Origin of the sequence: Aliivibrio sp. 1S128, assembly GCF_001691065.1 — a bacterium.
Classification (GTDB): domain Bacteria; phylum Pseudomonadota; class Gammaproteobacteria; order Enterobacterales; family Vibrionaceae; genus Aliivibrio.
Map to the genome: position 1 here is coordinate 23,848 of NZ_MAJV01000058.1, position 19,540 is coordinate 43,387.

At 37.5% G+C, this 19,540-nt stretch carries 18 protein-coding genes and 1 pseudogene; 14 read left to right on the plus strand and 5 right to left on the minus strand.

What is annotated here, in order from left to right:
• Positions 1-21: 21 nt before the first annotated feature.
• Positions 22-768, minus strand: coding sequence for an HAD-IIB family hydrolase (locus tag A6E03_RS07815; RefSeq protein WP_065600562.1), 747 nt, complete (start codon positions 766-768; stop codon positions 22-24).
• Between the two features lie 606 nt (positions 769-1,374).
• Here A6E03_RS07815 and A6E03_RS07820 point away from each other — a divergent pair.
• From A6E03_RS07820 to A6E03_RS07840, 5 genes are all read left to right on the plus strand, one after another.
• Positions 1,375-1,785 (plus strand): LysM domain-containing protein, encoded by a 411-nt coding sequence (locus tag A6E03_RS07820; protein ID WP_065591078.1) that lies wholly within the window; start codon positions 1,375-1,377, stop codon positions 1,783-1,785.
• 255 nt (positions 1,786-2,040) lie between these two features.
• The gene (locus A6E03_RS07825) at positions 2,041-2,892 is read left to right on the plus strand and encodes a MurR/RpiR family transcriptional regulator (protein ID WP_065600563.1); all 852 of its coding nucleotides are present in this window, start codon (positions 2,041-2,043) and stop codon (positions 2,890-2,892) included.
• Positions 2,893-3,025: 133 nt separating this feature from the next.
• Positions 3,026-4,387: a C4-dicarboxylate transporter DcuC gene (gene dcuC, locus A6E03_RS07830; protein ID WP_065600564.1), complete on the plus strand. Its 1,362-nt coding sequence runs from the start codon at positions 3,026-3,028 to the stop codon at positions 4,385-4,387.
• A gap of 63 nt (positions 4,388-4,450) precedes the next feature.
• On the plus strand, positions 4,451-5,704 hold the full coding sequence (pepT, locus tag A6E03_RS07835) for a peptidase T (RefSeq protein ID WP_065600565.1): 1,254 nt from the start codon (positions 4,451-4,453) through the stop codon (positions 5,702-5,704).
• 182 nt (positions 5,705-5,886) lie between these two features.
• Positions 5,887-6,753: a DMT family transporter gene (locus A6E03_RS07840; RefSeq protein WP_065591082.1), complete on the plus strand. Its 867-nt coding sequence runs from the start codon at positions 5,887-5,889 to the stop codon at positions 6,751-6,753.
• An 80-nt stretch (positions 6,754-6,833) separates the two neighbouring features.
• Here the strand turns inward: A6E03_RS07840 and A6E03_RS07845 are convergent, their stop codons facing one another.
• Entirely contained in the window at positions 6,834-7,856 is a 1,023-nt protein-coding gene (locus A6E03_RS07845; RefSeq protein ID WP_065591083.1) for a Mal regulon transcriptional regulator MalI, read from the minus strand.
• Between the two features lie 248 nt (positions 7,857-8,104).
• Here A6E03_RS07845 and malX point away from each other — a divergent pair, with 248 nt between their 5' ends.
• The 3 genes from malX to manA all read left to right on the plus strand — a co-directional run bounded on the left by malX (position 8,105) and on the right by manA (position 12,039).
• Positions 8,105-9,682: a maltose/glucose-specific PTS transporter subunit IIBC gene (gene malX / locus A6E03_RS07850; RefSeq protein ID WP_065591084.1), complete on the plus strand. Its 1,578-nt coding sequence runs from the start codon at positions 8,105-8,107 to the stop codon at positions 9,680-9,682.
• 81 nt (positions 9,683-9,763) lie between these two features.
• Positions 9,764-10,933 carry a MalY/PatB family protein gene (locus A6E03_RS07855; RefSeq protein ID WP_065600566.1) on the plus strand — a complete coding sequence of 390 codons (1,170 nt, stop codon included), beginning with the start codon at positions 9,764-9,766 and terminating at the stop codon, positions 10,931-10,933.
• Positions 10,933-12,039: a mannose-6-phosphate isomerase, class I gene (gene manA / locus A6E03_RS07860; protein WP_065600567.1), complete on the plus strand. Its 1,107-nt coding sequence runs from the start codon at positions 10,933-10,935 to the stop codon at positions 12,037-12,039. Before A6E03_RS07855 ends, manA begins: the two co-directional genes overlap by 1 nt.
• An 80-nt stretch (positions 12,040-12,119) precedes the next feature.
• On the opposite strand, the gene A6E03_RS07865 is transcribed toward manA, so the two are convergent.
• A complete protein-coding gene (locus A6E03_RS07865) occupies positions 12,120-13,016 on the minus strand; it encodes a DMT family transporter (protein WP_012550255.1) in 897 nt (298 codons plus the stop codon).
• A 67-nt stretch (positions 13,017-13,083) separates the two neighbouring features.
• Between A6E03_RS07865 and A6E03_RS07870 the strand changes: the two genes are divergently transcribed.
• On the plus strand, positions 13,084-13,905 hold the full coding sequence (locus tag A6E03_RS07870) for a helix-turn-helix domain-containing protein (RefSeq protein WP_065600568.1): 822 nt from the start codon (positions 13,084-13,086) through the stop codon (positions 13,903-13,905).
• A 162-nt stretch (positions 13,906-14,067) separates the two neighbouring features.
• On the plus strand, positions 14,068-15,060 hold the full coding sequence (locus tag A6E03_RS07875; protein WP_065600569.1) for an MBL fold metallo-hydrolase: 993 nt from the start codon (positions 14,068-14,070) through the stop codon (positions 15,058-15,060).
• Between the two features lie 60 nt (positions 15,061-15,120).
• Here A6E03_RS07875 and malE read toward each other — a convergent pair.
• Positions 15,121-15,795: pseudogene (gene malE, locus A6E03_RS07880) on the minus strand (maltose/maltodextrin ABC transporter substrate-binding protein MalE); the annotation flags it as partial.
• A 186-nt stretch (positions 15,796-15,981) separates the two neighbouring features.
• On the opposite strand from malE, the gene A6E03_RS20245 reads away from it, so the two are divergent.
• The 3 genes from A6E03_RS20245 (at position 15,982) to yciA (ending at position 18,272) form a co-directional block, all read left to right on the plus strand.
• Positions 15,982-16,131 (plus strand): hypothetical protein, encoded by a 150-nt coding sequence (locus tag A6E03_RS20245; protein ID WP_176703462.1) that lies wholly within the window; start codon positions 15,982-15,984, stop codon positions 16,129-16,131.
• Positions 16,132-16,280: 149 nt separating this feature from the next.
• Positions 16,281-17,717 (plus strand): amidohydrolase, encoded by a 1,437-nt coding sequence (locus tag A6E03_RS07890; protein WP_065600570.1) that lies wholly within the window; start codon positions 16,281-16,283, stop codon positions 17,715-17,717.
• A gap of 129 nt (positions 17,718-17,846) precedes the next feature.
• Positions 17,847-18,272, plus strand: a complete 426-nt coding sequence (yciA, locus tag A6E03_RS07895; protein WP_065600571.1) for an acyl-CoA thioester hydrolase YciA — start codon at positions 17,847-17,849, stop codon at positions 18,270-18,272.
• A 111-nt stretch (positions 18,273-18,383) separates the two neighbouring features.
• On the opposite strand, the gene A6E03_RS07900 is transcribed toward yciA, so the two are convergent.
• Entirely contained in the window at positions 18,384-18,836 is a 453-nt protein-coding gene (locus A6E03_RS07900; protein ID WP_065591092.1) for a DUF417 family protein, read from the minus strand.
• A 124-nt stretch (positions 18,837-18,960) separates the two neighbouring features.
• Here A6E03_RS07900 and A6E03_RS07905 point away from each other — a divergent pair, with 124 nt between their 5' ends.
• Complete coding sequence (locus tag A6E03_RS07905) at positions 18,961-19,521, plus strand: TetR/AcrR family transcriptional regulator (protein ID WP_065600572.1); 561 nt, start codon at positions 18,961-18,963, stop codon at positions 19,519-19,521.
• Positions 19,522-19,540 lie beyond the last annotated feature (19 nt).

Here is a 19,540-nt window from a genome sequence, read left to right on the forward strand (position 1 = left end):
TGTCATTAGGTACTTTTAAGCTTACTTACAGATACTATTTTTCGTTGCAATATCTTGCCAGTATATTAGCCCCTCTAATACACCTTCTGCATGGGAAGCATTGCTTGTATATACGTGATTGAGTGCAGACAAATGAGCGACTTCGTGATAATGATTTGCGACTAAAATGGCATTAATTCCTGGCATGGTCAGCATGGTGGTATCATTGGCCGAATCTCCAGCGACACAAATTTCTTTTGCAGTCAGATTGTATTTTTGCATGATGTAATGAATGGCACTGGCTTTGTTTATACCCTTTGGGGTGATATCAAGAAACCAATCATGGGAATAGGTGATGTCTACATCAATCGATTGTTGTGCAAGTGCCATCGAGATCGCTGAGTATTGCTTGTGGTCAAGTTTTCCCTCAAAAGTGATCTTATAATCACCTTGGTGCGATGCATTACATTCTCCTAAAAACGTGATGTCTCGCAAAGCGGCTTGTACTTCTGATTTATTCCATCTTGCTTGCAATTGGCGCTGCCAATATTCATCTGCAATTAAATCATAGTCATAATTAATATGCGTACCAATATCGCTAATAATACACTGCGGTTTTGGGTAGTTATGCATTGTCAGCCCTTCTTTAATCGAAGGTAGCGTTCTACCAGTAGCAATAATAAATTGTAGATCGGGTTGTGTATTTAGATATGCTGAAAACTGGTCTACGCCCAGTGACGAACCGCCATTAATGGTACCATCGAAATCACAAACGAGCATTTTTATCATGGTGGTTACCTATATGTTGGTGTCGAGAAAAAACGTGCTGTTTTTAAACGTGTGTAGAAGAGATATTTCTGCGTTAATAGATTAATTTATCTTAACCGCTTTGTATTGGATAACAATGTGTTTAGTTTTACCTGAAAGTGTCCGTGTGTATACTGAACTTTGTGTAAAGGGTATATAAGATCACAGATAAGTGATGAAAATAAAATGGGTCTTTATTATCAGCTAAGGATTCAGAATTAATTTGATTTATGATCCCGGACAGCGCAGCTGAACAAATTAGTTAGAGGTTTGATTATCTGCATCTTTGTTTAAGATCTAGTTATTTTTCTGGGATTTTTGGCGGGCATACTAAATGAAATTTTAAATCCGTGATAAATCTACCATCAAGGTTTATGAAAGACTTCCTGATTTAGCTAATAATGTCATTTTGAATCGAGTTTAGATAATCCAAAAGGTGAAATTGATAATATTGCCATTAAGTATTATGGTTAAATGGCACTAAACAATCAAAATCGAATGATAAAATTGATTATTACTTGTGCATACATTCTATTTTTAAGACAATAGTCATGGTTTTTATCAAAAAGATGAAGTGGTGGGAAAAGTATGAAACAGAAAAAGAATGTTCTTCTAATAGCGTCGCTAATGTCTGCATTAGTTCTTACTGGCTGTGCATCAAATGATGAACTTATTGCTCAACAAAAAAATCAAACTGACCAGATAAACACATTAGAATCAAAAGTCAGTACTTTAGAAGCTGAACTACAGAAACAAAAAGACATTGACGGTGAAATTTACCAAGTTATTCGTAATTTAGATGCCGTACAAGGTGAATTAGCAGCACAAGCACAACAAGATGCTGATAATGCGGGCATGTACTACACTATCAAACAAGATGACACTCTATACAGTATCGCAAAAGAACAAGGGATTTCATTAGATGATTTACTTAAATTAAATCCTCAAATAGAAAACCCTAAACGTTTGCTTATTGGTGATGTGCTTAATATTAAGTAATATAAATATTCACTTATTCTAGAGTGTATTCAAGAATATGATTGAGAGGCCACTACTGTAGTGGCCTTTTTTTTGGGTAAAACTGGGTGTCTTTAATTGTTGTTATTTACAGTGGTTATTTTAACAAGATGTTAATTCCTTACTTTTTGTGTGTGTTTGTCACAAAATAAGTATGGGAAAAATTAATTCCCTTGAAAGTATCATTAGATTAGTGGAAATATATCCCATAGATTACATATTTGGGAAATAATCCCCATGAATAAAAAAGACTTCATAAATACGGTAAATGGACTGGGTGCGCTTACTGAAGCAGAAAAGCGAATTACTCAGTATTTTATGAAGCATTATACTATGCTGCCATTTGCCAAGATTGATGAGCTATGTAAGCAAATAGGTGTAGGGAAGGCGACATTAGGACGATTTTTGCAGCATTTAGGTTTTAGTGGCTTTTTAGAGTTTAAAAAGCACGTCGCTGATGATCTAGCATTAACACTTACGACACCTGTAGAGCGCTATGAAAAACTTCAACCTACTGATAATAAAAATAATGTATTAAAAAATCATTACGATGAAGTCATGTCTAATATGACTAAAACCTTCTCGATGATCTCTGAGCCTGACTTTGATCGTGCTATTGAATATATGCAAAACCCTAAAGGTAAATTATACGTAATTGGAAGTGCGTCATCAGAGGCATTAGCAAATTATTTTTACTTACTAGCAAGGTACTTACGTAAAGATGTGGTGTGGCTAAAAGCTGATATTTCAACATTACCTCATCAACTGGTAGATGTGAGTAAAGACGACATTTTATTTGCTATTTCTTATCATCGATTCTCAACGATTACGATACGTTTAGTTAAATGGTTTCATCAATTTGGTGGGCGAATTATTTTAGTTACTGATCAGCCTGTAAACCCTTTTGTGGCTTATTGTGATATCCAGTTTTCTGTCGAGAGTGCAAGTGATGGCTTTTTTAATAACAGAGCCTCAGGTTTTGCATTAATTGAGGCTTTTATTAAAGGCTTATCGAAACAAAAAGAAAAAAACGATCGCTTTAAGCGTATCGAAGGGTTATTTGACGAGTTTAGTATTTTTGATAAATAAAGACACAATGAAATAATATACACGAAATTCACTGTTATTAATTAATAGGAGTGAATCGATATAATTTTTTAATTAATGCTCATTTATTTAAATGAGTACGGTTTTCTATATTTATAATATAATGAGGTTTGTTATGATTGCTTTTTTAGCGTTACCAATAATATTAGGCGTAGGGTATTTTATTATAAAGAAATATAATACTCAGGCGGTATTATTTCTTTCTGGTTTATTAATGATAGGTTTGGGTGTTCTTAATGGGACAACCGATTTTTTACCTAAAGGTGGTACACCAACAGGGTCGATCATTGTTGATTTTTTTGAAGTCATAAAAGTTATTTCATCATCAACCCTTGCGAAGCTAGGCCTTATCATCATGGCGGTTGGTGGTTTCTCTAAATACATGGGTCACATTGGTGCGGCAAATGCGATGGTGCAAATTGCGACTAAACCGCTTTCTTATATTAAAAACCCATATTTAGTGTTGGCATTCGCCTACATTATTGGCCAATTAATCAATATCTTTATTCCAAGTGCAACAGGGTTAGCTCTGTTACTACTTATCGCTATGTACCCAGTGCTTGTTGGTGTTGGTTGTAACCCGGCGGCAGCAGCAGCGGTTGTTGCAACAACGGGTTGTTTGGATTTAGGTCCTGCGTCTTCTGCAGCAAACAAAGCAGCTGAAGTTTCTGGCATTGATGTCGCGACGTATTTTGCAAGTTACCAACTTCCTGTCGCAATGGCTGCGATGGCGGTGATTGCTACTCTGCATTATGTTTGTCAGCGTTACTTTGACAAAAAAGACGAAGAGAAAGGCGTTACTCACGAGTTCAATCTTGATGCAAAAGAACAACGTAAAGCGCCTAAATGGTTCGCTATTTTACCAGTATTACCATTATTACTTCTATTAACCTTCAGTAAATTTGCGGTGACATCGGTTCGTATGGATGTAGTGACAGCGATGTTTATCTCTCTGTTTATCGCAATGGTGTGTGATTATCTTTATACCCGTAACGGTAAGGAAGTTGCGGCTTCTTTAAAAGTGTATTTAGAAGGCATGGGTAACGTATTTACTGGCGTGGTAAGTTTAATTATCTCGGCACAAGTATTCGTTACCGGTTTAACAACAATTGGTTTTATTGCTTTATTACTCGACTCTGCATCAAATATGGGATTAGGGTATTTAGCCATGGTTCTTGTTCTTGTGGTTATCATTGTTCTTGTCACAATGTTGTCTGGCTCTGGTAACGCCTCATTCTTTAGTTTCTCAAACTTAGCGCCTGAAGTCGCAGCTCAAGTAGGAACCGCCGCAGCTCATGTTGCGCTTCCTATGCAATTAGCGGCAGGGTTAATGCGTTCAGCTTCTCCAGTTGCAGGTGTAGTTATTGCCTGTGCGGGTGTGGCAAACGTATCTCCAATTGAGCTAGCAAAACGAACCATTATTCCTATGACGGGTGGTTTGGTTACCGTATTAATTTGTTCACAGATTTTAGTGTGATAGCTGAGCACATCGTATTTTATCGAACATTTATTGAAAATGAATAAAGCATTGGAGTTTCCTATGGATATTATTGACCGTTTTTTAAGTTACACACGCATTAATACAACAACGAGCAGAGAGAAAGGCGCGGCAGGCATTATGCCTTCTTCTGATGGACAAATGGTTCTTGCTCAATTATTAGCAAAAGAACTGACCGCTTTAGGGATGGAAGACGTTGTTCTACGTGATACCGCAATATTGACGGCGACATTGCCTGCGAATATAGAAACAAGCGAAGATTCAAAACCCATTCCGACGGTTTCTTTCTTTGCGCATTTAGATACGAGTGCAGAGCAAAGCAATGATACAAAAGCACATATTGTGAATTATCAAGGCGGTGATATTTGCTTGAATGCAGGATCAAATATCTCCTTAAAAGAGGCTGAGTTTCCAGAATTAGTGGATTACATTGGCGATGATATTATTGTAACGGATGGAACAAGCTTATTGGGTGCTGATGATAAAGCCGCGATTGCTGCAATCATGAATGCATTGCAAGTGTTAAAGGCGAATCCTGATATTCCTCATGGTACGGTGAAAGTCGCTTTTGTTCCTGATGAAGAGCAGGGCCTGCGAGGGGCTAAAGCGTTTGATGTAGAAAGCTTCGGTGCTGATTTTGGTTATACGCTTGATTGCTGTGGTATTGGTGAATTTGTTCATGAAAACTGGAATGCCGGTGATGCAATTATTACGTTTACTGGGCAATCTGCACATCCAATGTCTGCAAAAGGGAAATTGAAAAACTCGTTATTAATGGCTCATCAATTCATTAGTATGGTGCCAGGTGGTGAAGCTCCTCAATATACTGAAGGTCGTGAAGGCTATTATTGGGTGAAAGAGTTATCTGGCAACAGTGCTAAAACGGTACTAAAAATGGATGTGCGCGATTTCTATAAAGATGGTTATCGTGATCGCATGACATTTTTACAAAATCTGTCAGACAGCTTTGCGAAATTATGGGGTGAGTCAAGTATTTCTATCAACCTAAGTGATCGCTATGAGAATGTAGCAAACAGTTTGGAAGGGGATGCGAGTTTCCCTATTGATATCGCCAAAGAAGCGTATGAGCGAAATGGCATTACGATGAAGGCGGTGCCTATGCGTGGTGGCTATGATGGTGCGGTATTGTCACAGAAAGGATTGCCGTGTCCGAACATATTTACTGGGGCACATAATTTCCATTCTATCTATGAATACCTACCGGTTAACTCATTAAAGGCGGCAAGTAATGTGGTGATCGACGTTATAAAGATCACGGCAGAAGGGCATAAATAACAAGTCATTAGTGACAGTGTAACGATTGTGGGCGAATAATGTAGTAAAGAGCATGTTGATAATATCAATATGCTCTTTTTTATTATGAGTAAGTGATAAATTAGTTTATAAATCTGTATGTCTCGCTTGATGCGTATTAAAATACCCACCATTTTCTGTCTTCATCACTATTAAGTGTCTTTATGCTAACTAAACTTCGTGCAGAACCTGTTTTAATTATAACCACTCTTTTAGCTGGCGCTGGGTGGGTGTTTTCAAAAGAAGCAATTCAAGAGTTACCTCCATTTGCTTTTATTGGTATTCGTTTTATTTTGGCATCATTGTGTTTATTGCCGTTTTGCTTCAGTGCCTTGAAAAAAGCCTTGTGGCAAGATTGTCTTCGTTCAATGGGGGTTGGCGTATTACTTTCTTCAGCCTTATTTTGTTGGATCCATGCTATTTCGATCAGTGACACATTGGGTGAAGGGGCATTTATTATGAGCCTCTCTATGTTATTTGTCCCTTTACTTGCTTGGCCACTGTTTGGTTCTAGGCCACCACGAGCATTTTGGTTCTCTTTGCCAATTGCTATTTCTGGTCTGTTCTTATTAGCATGGAATGACGGGTGGAATGTATCGGCAAGTCAAATATGGTTTATCTGTGCAGCAATAGGACTTGCGACTCATTTTAATTTTAACAGTAAGTATTCAGCCAGTTTACCGACGATTTTATTAACGACATTACAATTATTTACGGTGGGTTGTTTGGGTGTCGTGTTATCACTGTTATCAGAAACATGGCCACAAGAGGTGAGTGTAATTACGTGGAAGTGGGTCGTCTTAAGTGTGTTACTTGCAACCAGTCTGCGCTATTTATTGCAAACGATAGGACAGAAGTGGGTAACACCAACTAATGCTGCGATCTTAATGTTACTTGAACCTATTTGGACTATGCTACTCAGTGTTTGGTTTTATGATGAATCGATGCCAATGAATAAACTGGTTGGCTGTGGTTTATTGCTTCTGTCTTTGGTTTTTTATCGCTTTAGCCAAGTTAGACGTACTTTTTAAATCATCTATTAGATGCTTGAGCGATAAGATTATAAACTCAAGCATTATTATTGGTTGCGCGTGACTGTCCTTTTTATTGATTAAGCAGAGTCACGAGCAATTAATTCTGGGTTTAGAATCAGGCTTTGTGGGGTGCTATCTTTATTGTGTATTTGATGAATTAACCGGTGTCCAGCCTGGCGACCAATATCACGAATAGGAGAAGACACAAAGGTTAATGACGGTTGAATTAATTGAGCTTCGGGTACGTCATCAAATCCAATAATAGCGACTTGTTGTCCAATGTAATTATCTTTACCCACTGTGCGATTAGAGCGATTAACACCATAAACAGCACCAAATGCGGTTGATGAATAATGACATAGTATTGCTGTTATTTTTGGATTTTTATTAATTAGTTGATTTACTGCTTCTGCGGCGGCAGTTTGACTTTTATCACATTCAACAACCCATTCAGGTTTAAAAGGTAAGCCAAATTGCATTAGTGTGCTGCAATAACCACCTAAACGTTCGGCTCTACTTAATGAATCACTTTGTCCGCCAACGTAAGCTATTTGACGGTGCCCTTGTTTAATCAAATACTCTGTAGCAATTTTCGCAGCTTGCATATTATCGGGCCCAACAAAGTCAATCTGCTGTCCTACTTTGGCTCGAGCAACACAGACTATTGGTAAGTTTAAATCTTGTATTTTTTGAATATTCGGAACGCCAATATCACGGATAGGGCAAAATACAATCCCACCAACATTTTGAGCCACCATGGTTTCAATACATTGATCAAACTTATCTTGATTTGTGCCTGATTGGGTAAGAAAAAGCATGTAACCTTTTTCTTCTAATACTTCACTTAATCCTGCTGCTATTTCAGCGTAATAGGGGTCACTGATGTCTCTTAAAATTAAGCCAATCAATAATGATTGTTTTGAACTTAAATTAGAAGCGGTGCGATTTTTAATGTAGCCGAGTTCTTGTACCGCTTGATTTACTTTTTGAATGGTTTCAGGTGAGATCCGTCCTTTATCACTCAGTGCCATTGATACGGTTGTTACTGAGACTCCCGCTCGTTTTGCAACATCCTTTATATTTGCTTTTTTGTTAGTCATAGCACTTCTTTTACCACGATTAGATAAAACGTTTTACCTAATTAAACACATTTATTGACGCCATTCTAGCTTAATTATCAATCTAATGGAAAAAGATCGTGATCACTCGCACAAGATTGTTGGTAAAACGTTTTACCAAAATTTGTCAGGTGTATTGTATTGATCAAGATTAAGAGAAAATTTAAATCAATGAAGAGGTTTAAATTACTCAATGATATTTATTTTAAGTGATTAATTAAGGATATTTTATGCAGCAAAAAGCGAATAAAACGACGTTATGGGAGTTCTTACAAAGCTTAGGGAAAACCTTTATGGTTCCTGTTGCTTTGCTTGCATTCTCGGGCATCTTACTCGGTATCGGGAGTTCTTTTTCAAGTGCGGCATTAAAAGAAGCAATGCCATTTTTTGATAATGTAATCTTCCAGTATTTATTTATATGGATGACTAAAATTGGTTTAGTTGCGTTTATTTATCTGCCTGTCATGTTTGCGATTGCGATTCCTATGGGTCTTGCTCGTGAAGAGAAAGGGGTGGCTGCATTCTCGGGTTTAGTTGGTTACGCGGCATTAAATTTAGCGGTTAACTTCTACCTAACGGTGAACGGCGTACTTGACAATGAAGTACTGCGTGAAGCTTACGGTGTAAAATCTATCTTAGGGACCGAATCGATTGATACGGGTATTTTAGGGGCGGTTATCGTTGGTATTATCGTTGCTAAGCTGCATGTTCGCTTCTACACATTTAAAATGCCTGATGCATTAGCTTTCTTTGGTGGTGCTCGTTTTGTTCCTATTATTTCAACCATTACGTTAGGCGTTGTTGGTTTATTGGTTCCTTTTATTTGGCCTTACTTTGCGGCAGGTATTAATGGTATTGGTCATGTAATTGCGGGTGCAGGTGATTTTGGTCCTTTCTTATTTGGCATGAGCGAACGTCTACTTTTACCTATTGGTCTTCATCATATTTTAGTTGCGCTTATCCGTTTTACTGAAGCGGGCGGTACGATGGAAGTGTGTGGTGATACGGTGTCTGGTGCATTAAACATTTTCTATTCAGAGCTTTCTTGTTCTGAAACTCAAGGCTTCACTCCATCAGTTACTGCTTTCTTATCTCAAGGTAAAATGCCTGCGTTTTTAGGTGGCCTTCCTGGTGCTGCTTTAGCGATGTACCATTGTGCTAAAGTTGAAAACCGCAGCAAGATTAAAGCGTTATTAGTTTCTGGTGTGGTTGCTTGTATTGTTGGTGGTATCACCGAACCACTTGAGTTCTTGTTCCTATTCGTTGCGCCAGTTTTGTATTTTATCCACGCAATTTTAACTGGCTTTGGCTTCATGATCATGGGGATGCTAGACGTTACTATTGGTAATACCGATGGCAACATTATTGATTTCTTAGTCTTTGGTGTGCTTCAAGGTCTGTCTACTAAATGGTACTTAGTTCCTGTGGTTGCAGGTGTTTGGTTCGCGGTTTATTACTTTGTGTTTAAGTTTGCGATTCTTAAGTTCAACCTTAAAACTCCGGGCCGTGAAGCAGAAGATATTGCGATGTCTAAAGAAGAAGCGGCAATTATTGCAACGGCTGGTGGTAAAGGAAAACTTATCCTTGCGGCACTTGGTGGTGCAGAAAATATCACGTCATTAGACAACTGTATTACACGTTTACGTATGACGGTTGAAGACATGAGTTTGGTTGATGATGCTCAGCTAAAACTGTATGGCGCTCTTGGTGTCGTTAAGCTTGATGAACATAGCTTACAGGTTGTTATTGGCGCGCAAGTTCATATTGTAAAAAATGAAATGCAATCCTTAATGTCAGCAACGGCTTAATCTTTATAGGTGGAGGTTCTCTCCACCTTTTTTACACTCTTTGTTTTTTAGTTCATATAAATATGAGCTTTTGGAGTCGCTATGTTTACTTTCTCTGAGCAAATCAATCGTAAAGGCAGTTACTGCACTCAATGGGATTACGTTGCTGATCGCTTCGGTGAGGCCGATCTTTTGCCATTCACAATATCAGATATGGATTTTGCTGCGCCACCTGTGGTTATGAATGCACTAAAATCACGAATGGAGCATCCTGTTTTTGGTTATAGCCGTTGGGATCACAGTGATTTCAAAGGAGCGATTAACGATTGGTTTAAGAACCGTTTCAATGCTGAGCTTGATGATAACCATCTTGTTTATGGACCTTCTGTTATTTACATTATTTCGCAATTAATCCGTCAATGGAGCAGTGCAGGTGAAGGTATTATTATTCATACTCCAGCTTATGATGCCTTTGATAAAATGATTTTAGGATTAGAACGAACGATTATTCCAAATCAATTATCGCCTTCTTCAGAAGGGTATCAAATTGATTGGAATGTATTTGAAGCTCAATTATCTGATCCTAATAACACGATTTTATTGCTGTGCAGCCCTCATAATCCAACAGGTAAAGTTTGGACTGCTGATGAGTTGAAACGCATGGCGGTTCTTTGTGAAAAATACCATGTGGCAGTGATCAGTGATGAGATCCACATGGACATCTGTTTTAAACCTCATACGCCTTGGCAAGGGTTTGGAATGGGGAGTCGCTGGGCCTTAGTCAGTTCTGCATCAAAGTCATTTAACATTCCGGCGCTTAATGGGGCTTATGCTTTTATTGCTGATGATGTTGCAAGAGAACATTATTTATTTAACCTTAAACAAGTGGATGGGCTTTCTTCTCCTTCTATTCTTGGTGTTATTGGCTTAATGGCCGCTTATCAAGAAGGTGGACCGTGGCTTGATGAGTTAAAGTCGTATTTATATGAAAATCATCGCTATGTTCAAGAGGTATTGGCGAAGGAGCTACCAAGTATTGGTTATCAAATTCCCGATTCTACTTATCTCGCATGGATTGATCTGTCTTCTTTTTCGTTAGATATGGATGCATTAAATCAATGCTTAATTAAAAATCATAAAGTTGCCATCATGCAAGGCAGTACTTACGGGGTTGCAGGAAAAGGTTTTGTGAGACTTAACCTAGGCTGTCCGCGCATAAAAGTGGAAAAAGGCTTATCTGCGCTCATTTCTGCAATTAAAGAGCAATCTTAATGAATACTGTATATAACGTTGAAGCAGGGCAGCGCCATTATCAATGGGGATCCCACTTACTTTATGGTTTGTTTGGTCTTCCGATCCAAGATGATAAACCGCTTGCGGAACTGTGGTTAGGGGGGCATCCATCCTTACCTTCTAAAGTTCAACTTAATGATAGCTCTTGGCAAACACTGGATAAGTTTCTTGAACAAAAGCCACTTCGATTTTTGTTTAAAGTATTGAGTGCATCGCAACCTTTATCGCTTCAAGTACATCCAAATAATGTTCAAGCCAAAGCCGGTTTTGAGCGTGAAAATGAACAACATATTCCTTTAGACGCACCACAACGAAATTATAAAGACGCTTATGCTAAACCAGAAATGGTCATGGCGCTGTCACCTTTTAAAATAATGGTGGGGTTTAGGCCGTTAGAAGAGATTATTGATAATCTTAACTTAATTCAATCAGATGCATTAAAGACTATCTTACACAGTGAAACATTTAATCATCAGACGTTATTATTATCCTTGTTGCAACTAACACAAAAAGATAAACAGCAGATTATTGCACAAGCATTATCTATTGCTATTACTTGTAACGAACCAATGTGGCAGCAATTGGTTGAGCTTGCACATTACTACCCATGTGATATTGGAATATTAGCGCCGCTTTATATGAATTGTTTAACGTTAGAGCCGGGTGAGTCGATGTATTTACCTGCGGGAACGATTCACGCGTACACAAAGGGGACGTGTATTGAGTTAATGGGGTGTTCAGATAATGTATTAAGAGCAGGGCTTACCCCAAAGTATATTGATACGGCAGAGCTAATGGCTTGTACTCAATTTGTTCCGTTTACCCCTGAAAAGTTAGTGCCAATGCTTGTTGAATCAGAACAAATATTGCAACCAACAGAGACTGATTTCGGGCTAGCGTTATGCCAAGTCACTGAGCATGAACAATCTTTAACGGTGATGTCTCGTTCAATATTATTGGTTGCCAAAGGAAAGGTTCAATTTAATGACACGGTGTTGTTAGCTGGGCAATCATTATTCATTGAATCAGGTGCTTATCAGGTATCTGGTGATGGATTATTAGTTCGGGCTTTTGAATCTAAATAGAAAAAAAGAGCCGATAATGTTATCGGCTTTTTTATAACTATCAGACAATTATGAGAAATACTGAGAGTAGTTGATAACGATTATTTGATTACATCAGGATTAAAGTTAACTCTACAAGGCACTATCTTCACTTGAGCTAATAGCAAGCCAATAAAGACAAAACCGCCCCCAATTAGGTGATATACCGTTGGTGACTGTCCTAAAAAGAGAAGACTAATGAGCACGGTAAATATTGGAACTAGGTTCATAAATAAGGTTGCTTGGGCTGCTCCAATTCGCTGAACTCCTTTCAACCAAAACCATGGGGCTAACACGGAAGCAAATGCAGCAGCAAACAGAACCATAGGAAAGGCAGTTGTGGTAATTGCATAGGAATTACTACTTAGCAGTAGGGGAAGTTGTAATAGAGTTGCAATCGTAATTTGGCAAAAGACAGAAGTCCAAGGCTTAAGAGGTAACTTCCATTTATTCAGCAATATTGAATAGAGCGCATAAGCCAAACTGGAAATAAACATCAAACTATCACCTTGTTGAATTCCCTTCGTTAGTAAGCTGACAGGGCTGCCTTCACTGAGCATGTACAGTAATCCAGAGAATGAAATAACGGCTCCTATTAATGCTTGTTGCTTTAACTGTTTACCTAATAAAGGCACGGCTAGAAATAAACTGAATAGGGGCATTAAGGATAAAAAAACGGCGATGTTGGTTGCACTGGTTGTGTGTGCAGCATAATAAGCAAGGCATTGATTTAATACCATGCCAAGTGAAGCAAGAATAGCGAGCTTACCTAAATGCTTCACTATTAATTGTCGTTGTTGCCATACCGGTTTTACACAAAACGGAAGCAAGATAAATAAAGCGAAAAGCCAGCGATAAAAAGCAATTGCCCCCGGTTCTATTGCGCCAGTGGCTAGTTTACTTACTACTGCGTTTGCTGCCCAAATAAATACAGCAGTGATTGGGAAAAATAAATTCATAATAATCTCTGTTATTGATAATTAACAGAATTGTCACACTAATACAGAGAGCAGTGGTATACCATTTATGACACCGGATATAGCGATTACGACATATAAAAAATTCATGCCTAAATTGACAGAAACACTGCCAACAGATGTGTTCTGCCACTATTTTTTTATTGAAGCAAAAACAGAAACTTTGCCACATTCTCATTCTTGGGGGCAGTTGCATTTAATTAAGCAAGGCGTGTTAGAAATGGAAGTCGATCAACAGAAAATGGTGTGCCCTGCAAACTATACTATTTGGCCGCCTCCTTACCAAAAGCACCGAGCATTTAATCGGAGTGACATCGAATATTGCGCCATTAATATTACGGCAGAGTTGAGTGAAAAGTTTCCTAAACACGCGTGTATGATCCCATTAACACCGTTATTAAGAGCAATAATTGATGACTTGATTGAACGAAAAACAACGATGGTGAGCTCAGAAGAAGATAAATGCCTTAGCTATGTGCTTATGGATAGATTAGTAAAAATAAACCCGATTGAAATTTATTTACCATCAACGCAAGATAAGTTATTAGCGCCTATTTTGACGCAACTAGAAGAAACGCCTGAAGATGATTCGAGTTTATCCGTTTGGGCTAAACGTGTATTTAGTACAGAAAGGACGCTAGCAAGACGTTTTCAAAAAGAATTAAAAATGAGCTTTAATGATTGGCGACAGAGAGCAAAACTAGTTAAGGCAATGACATTATTGAAAGAATCCATAAGCATTAATGAAATAGCGTATCAGCTTGGTTATAGCCAAGGGTCTTCTTTTATTAAAATGTTCAGAAAGCATACTGGTGTAACTCCGGAACAATTTAGAAAGCAGAATGAAACTTCAACAGTGATGGATAATTAGAAAATAGACAATCAATTGCTTGATTTGCTTTCCATGGAAGGGAATCTTTGTTACCTATAGTTTCTTTCTTATCAATAGTTTTAAATATTTAATACACCATTTATTTTTCTCATTGTATTATCTGATTGTGCACAAGGGTGTGCCAAATAAATAAGGTTGGATATGTTTAAAAATAAATTAGCGGTGTTATTTACGTGTTTGTCTGTCTTTTCTTTCTCGGCTCAATCAATCAGTTTTGAGACAGTAACGTTAGGGAGTAAAGGAGGGATACAGGATGGAAATTTAACGGCTTTTTTAATTAAAAGTAAGGAAGATTCAAATTTTGTCATGCTTGATGCCGGTTCTGTCGTGAATGGATTGATTGTTTCAGAGCAGAAAGGGGCTTTTAAAAATATAGCGTTGCCAGATGATACCCATTACACCAAAGTAGGGTATTTATTAAATGAAAAAATTAAAGGTTACTTTATTAGTCATGCTCATTTAGATCATGTGGCAGGCTTAATTATTTCTTCTCCAGATGACAGCAAAAAACCGATCTATGGGCTGGAAGCGACAAATAAAGACCTTATGAAAAATTACTTTAACTGGTCGGCATGGCCTAATTTTGGTAATAAAGGCGATGGTTTTAAATTAAATAAATACAATTACGTCGATTTGGTACCGACGACGTGGGTTCCTGTTTTGAATACCACAATGAGCGTAATGGCCTTACCACTGTCTCATTCTGGTGGAGAATCAACCGCATTTATTTTAAAAGATATAAAAGGAGATGTATTCGCTTATTTTGGGGATACAGGGCCTGATGAAATAGAAAAAAGCTCAGCATTGAAAACTGCTTGGTCAACATTGGCGCCTTTTGTAAAACAAGGAAAGTTAAAAGGAATTATCATTGAAGTTTCTTTTACGAATGAAACACCAGATAAATCGCTATTTGGGCATTTAACACCAAACTGGCTACTCAAAGAACTGACAGTACTTGAAAGCATGAATGGAAATGGGTCATTAAATGGTTTGAATGTTGTCATTAGTCATATTAAATATAGCTTAAAGAATAGTGAAGATCCTAAAGTGACGATCAAAAAACAGCTAGCGGATGCAAATAAGTTAGGTGTTAATTTCATTTTTCCTGAGCAAGGTGATTCATTGCAGTTTTAAGATAAGATTCTTCAATAAGAAAAAGCTCGTATTGTAGAGTACGAGCTTTGTATTGATTGATTATCTTGTAATTTGTTGTGCAGCCATGTCTAACGCTTCTTTGACGGTTTGTTTTCCCTGCATTGCATTATCAATCGCAGCACCTTCAGAGAACCAATAAGACGTCATTTGTGGGATATTAGGCATGATTTCACCATTCTCTGCATTAATCATGGTGGATTTAATGCGTTCATCGCTTTCTAATATTTTCTGGAACGACTTTAATGTTACTGCTCCTAGCGGTTTATCATCATTCATGATTTTTAAAGCGTCATCTTGATATAAGTAGTTTTCAAGAAATTCGACGGCAAGATCAATATTCGGACTTGAAGCATTAATACCAGCACTTAACACACCGACAAATGGATTTCCTTTGCCTCCATTGAGTGTTGGTAAAACCGCGACGCCATAATTTACGCCAAGTTTATCTAAGTTCCCCCATGCCCAAGGTCCATTGATTGTCATTGCAGCATTCCCTTTAGCAAAGGCGGCTTCTGACACTGAATAATCCATATTTGGATTAACGATCCCCTTATTTACCATATCAACTAAGAATTGAAGACCATGAACTGCTGTTGGGTTATTTACACCAGTATCTTTCGCATTGTAACCAGAGGTGGTTTTCTTAAATGCATAAGCGCCACCAGAAGAGATCATTGGCCAAGTGAAATATGCATTTTTCACATCCCACTACATTATTGGTGATAGCTATCAAGTATTAGTTGAAATAATCTTTTAAAGTAAGATTGATAAATGTGAAGGAAAGCAGTTTATAAATTAATTAAAGCTTGTTTTTTATTTATTAAATTTGAATGATTTGACGATACTATGATAATAGTAATTAAAATAATGTTATACTTCAGTTATCAAATGGAGAAGTGTATGACTGATAAAATTAAACCAGTACGTGAAGTTAAATCAAGGAAGAAAGCAAAACAAGCAAGTTCTGATGCAAACATCAAACCTGATGCTCGCTCAAAAATTGAAGAAATTTTAGCGCAACGTGAGTTTGATAAAATGTATGAACTATAACGCCTAATCAGCGTTAAAATAAAAATAGAAAAGAACGTATAGCTATAAACGCTTTACGTTCTTTTTTCTTATCTTAAAGACGGTAAGTTTATTTTTCCCTTTAAATTTACGTGACTCCTTATTAGGGAATATTTAATTAAGGTTTAGGAATGAAGCTTAAAAGTTTGGTATTTAGTTTAAGTGTTGTTTTACTTTCCGGTTGCGGTTTGGCGACAGAAAAACAAAAATATAATGCCGATATGATCATAAATAATGGACAAGTACTGACAATGAACTCTGCGATGCAGGTGATTGATGACGGTGTTGTTGTGATTAAGAATGATAAGATTTTGGCTGTTGGGACGGTAGAGTTATTAAATCAATACCAAGCGCCAAAAGTGATTGATGCAAAAAATGGTATCGTAATGCCAGGTATGATTAATACTCATAATCACCTCCCAATGATAGCCTTTCGTGGTCTAGGTGAAGAAGGAATATCAAATCGATTATTTGCTTATTTCTTCCCGTTAGAGTCTGAAAAACTAAGTCGAGAATTAATTTATAATGCCACTAAGTTAGGGGCTATCGATTTAGCACAAAGCGGTGTAACTACATATGCTGATATGTATTACCACATGGATGAAATGGCAAAAGCAACAAAAGAAGTTGGTTTAAGAGCCGTGCTTGGTGAAACCGTAATTAAGTTTCCAGTGGTGGATGCAAAACAACCTTATGGTGGTATTGAGTACGCAAAGACGTTTATTGAAGAGTATAAGAATGACCCTCTGATCACGCCAGCTTTCGCTCCCCATGCGGTTTATACTGTGAGTAAAGAGAAGCTTCAAGAAATTAATCAATTATCAAAAAGTGAAGATGTACCCGTACTTATTCATGTTGCTGAATTTCCAAACGAAGAAACTCGAATTAAAGATCCAACAAAAGCGACGTCACCGGTTGAGTATTTAGATGAGATTGGAGTACTTGATGAACGCGTTGTGATTGCACATGGTATTCATTTATCAGAACACGATCAGGTTTTACTTAAAGAGGCGGATGCGGGTATTTCATATAACCCAATGGCGAACGCAAAAGGCGCAACAGGTATTGCCCCCGCGTGGGATATGTATCGTGTTGATATGCGAATTGGTTTAGGTACTGATGGACCAATGAGTTCAAACCAAGTGGATCTATGGAGAACACTGAGTTATGCCGCAAATATGCAGCGTTTAAAATACTCAGACAGAACGATAATGATCCCAGAGCAAGTGATTGAAATGGCAACCATCGGCGGAGCTAAAGCGCTGCATATGGAAAATGAAATTGGATCTTTAGACGTCGGGAAAAAAGCGGATATTATTATTGTAGAAACTCAGTCCGCTAATATGATGCCAAATTATGACCCGTATGCCACATTGGTTTATCAAGCGAACCCGAGCAATGTAGATATGACAATCGTGAATGGCAAAGTCATTATGGAAAACAGAAACATGCAGACGGTTAAATTAGATGATATTCGTGAGAGTGTTAAACAGTTTGAGAATGACATAGCCGCATTCGCGAAAGAGCTATCGAAAAAAGCCATTAAATCAAAAAGCTTAATGGATTAAGAAAAAAGGATAGCCTGCTTAGAATAATCTGAGCAGGTTTTTTAAGTGCAACGTTAGGTGAATCTTCTTTAGCAAAATGAATATTTCTGCCGATATTTTCAAAATGTGATATGGTTCTCAAAATATTTAATGTGGAGAATTACTTTGATAACTGAATTAAACGCCAATCAAACACCAAAAGGGCAGCTTCTTCTTCGAACTCTTTCTATGCCTGCCGATACAAATGCTAATGGTGATATTTTTGGTAGTTGGATTATGTCGCAACTTGATCTGGCGGGTGCAATTTTAGCCCAGGAAATTTCAGGAGGGCGTATTGTGACGGTTTCTGTATCGAGCATTACATTTAAAAAACCGGTGAGTGTTGGTGATGTTGTTTGCTGTTATGGTGAATGTACGAAAGTTGGACGTACGTCAATGTCGATTGATTTAGAAGTTTGGGTAAAACCAATTAAAGAAGATGAAATTAGCCATCGCTTCCAAGTGTGTGAAGCAACATTTAATTATGTAGCGATTGATTCAAAAGGTAAACCAAGAGCAATCCCTAAACATTCATAACTATTATGATTGGTATTAAGTAGAACTTACCAAGTGTTGTCGTGATTTCTGTTTAACATCAAAAAATAAAAGCCTGCTTAATATATGTTGAGCAGGCTTTTTTTATAAGTTCTAGATGTGTTTTTTATTATGCTCAATGACTAATAATGATATAGAAATAAACACAATATCCTTTAATAAGAAAAAGTTAGTGGTTAGCACGCCATCAACCATTGTCCATGTATTTGGGGTGGTGGCTAAAAAGCTTAATGTTGTAATAAAGGTGAGTAGGGCCAAGATCCCAGAGAAGTAACCAACCTTAGGGTTAAAGAAACCCACGATAAGTCCGATAGCAATAACAATTTCGGTTAACCCAATGATGTTTGAAACCATTTGTACCGATATAAAGTGATATATCCAGCCGATTAAAGGATGATTAATCACAAGAGGTTCGATTGCTGCTGCTTCTGTTGGGGTAAATTTAAAAATACCTATCCACAACAAGGTAAGAATTACGCCAAAAACGCCAATCTTATAACCTAAAGACGTTTCATTGTGTATTCTTCGTGGTGTCTTATTTTCCATTTCTCATCTCCGATATAAACTAAACTGTTTAGTTTAATTTATATGTAATCTCAAGTAAGTCAACCCGATTTTGAACTAAACAGTTTATTTTGTTATTATGGAACCAATAGAGGAGAGAGATGTCATGAAAGAAGAAAAGAGATTGAATGCGTTACAAAAAACGATAGAACTGTGCGCCTTATATGGCTTTCATGGTACGAGTATGGATAAAATTACGGCTGCGACGGGCTTGTCAAAGGCAACTATTTATAAATACTTTCAGTCTAAAGAAAACCTGATAGCCAAGGCTTTAGAGCTCTTTAGCGAGCAATCTTTATCGAGTGTAAAGGTGATTTTTGAGAATACAGACCTGACTCTAGAAGAAAAAGTAGCTCTACGTTTTGAAGGCCTTGCTAGTTGTATTGATATTGATTCATTTAATGGCTGTTACTTCCAGCTTGCTTTTAGTGAATACAGTAATGAAGATAAGGCTATTACTGAGGTTAGTGCACAATATAAGCAAAAAACTCAAGATTTATTAATCGCACTTTTAAAAAGGCATGATATTAGTCATGCGGAGTTGAAAGCTAAAAAAGCAGGGCTAGTTTATAACGGCTTATTAGCGTCACTACAATTAACGAAAGATATATTACTTATTGAATTAGCTCATCAATTGTTTATAGATATCATTTTTAAGCCGGAATAATATTTAGGGTGGGGTGCCA

Bases quoted from the DNA above. Each gene is read 5' to 3' on its own strand.
- A6E03_RS07875 (WP_065600569.1), top strand. From the start codon at position 14,068: ATGTTTAAAAATAAATTAGCGGTGTTATTTACGTGTTTGTCTGTCTTT.
- A6E03_RS07900 (WP_065591092.1), bottom strand. From the start codon at position 18,836: ATGGAAAATAAGACACCACGAAGAATACACAATGAAACGTCTTTAGGT.
- manA (WP_065600567.1), top strand. From the start codon at position 10,933: ATGAATACTGTATATAACGTTGAAGCAGGGCAGCGCCATTATCAATGG.
- A6E03_RS07855 (WP_065600566.1), top strand. From the start codon at position 9,764: ATGTTTACTTTCTCTGAGCAAATCAATCGTAAAGGCAGTTACTGCACT.
- A6E03_RS07845 (WP_065591083.1), bottom strand. From the start codon at position 7,856: ATGACTAACAAAAAAGCAAATATAAAGGATGTTGCAAAACGAGCGGGA.
- dcuC (WP_065600564.1), top strand. From the start codon at position 3,026: ATGATTGCTTTTTTAGCGTTACCAATAATATTAGGCGTAGGGTATTTT.
- A6E03_RS07870 (WP_065600568.1), top strand. From the start codon at position 13,084: ATGACACCGGATATAGCGATTACGACATATAAAAAATTCATGCCTAAA.
- A6E03_RS07820 (WP_065591078.1), top strand. From the start codon at position 1,375: ATGAAACAGAAAAAGAATGTTCTTCTAATAGCGTCGCTAATGTCTGCA.
- A6E03_RS07825 (WP_065600563.1), top strand. From the start codon at position 2,041: ATGAATAAAAAAGACTTCATAAATACGGTAAATGGACTGGGTGCGCTT.
- A6E03_RS07905 (WP_065600572.1), top strand. From the start codon at position 18,961: ATGAAAGAAGAAAAGAGATTGAATGCGTTACAAAAAACGATAGAACTG.
- A6E03_RS07865 (WP_012550255.1), bottom strand. From the start codon at position 13,016: ATGAATTTATTTTTCCCAATCACTGCTGTATTTATTTGGGCAGCAAAC.
- A6E03_RS07815 (WP_065600562.1), bottom strand. From the start codon at position 768: ATGATAAAAATGCTCGTTTGTGATTTCGATGGTACCATTAATGGCGGT.
- A6E03_RS20245 (WP_176703462.1), top strand. From the start codon at position 15,982: ATGACTGATAAAATTAAACCAGTACGTGAAGTTAAATCAAGGAAGAAA.
- yciA (WP_065600571.1), top strand. From the start codon at position 17,847: ATGTGGAGAATTACTTTGATAACTGAATTAAACGCCAATCAAACACCA.
- A6E03_RS07840 (WP_065591082.1), top strand. From the start codon at position 5,887: ATGCTAACTAAACTTCGTGCAGAACCTGTTTTAATTATAACCACTCTT.
- malX (WP_065591084.1), top strand. From the start codon at position 8,105: ATGCAGCAAAAAGCGAATAAAACGACGTTATGGGAGTTCTTACAAAGC.
- pepT (WP_065600565.1), top strand. From the start codon at position 4,451: ATGGATATTATTGACCGTTTTTTAAGTTACACACGCATTAATACAACA.
- A6E03_RS07890 (WP_065600570.1), top strand. From the start codon at position 16,281: ATGAAGCTTAAAAGTTTGGTATTTAGTTTAAGTGTTGTTTTACTTTCC.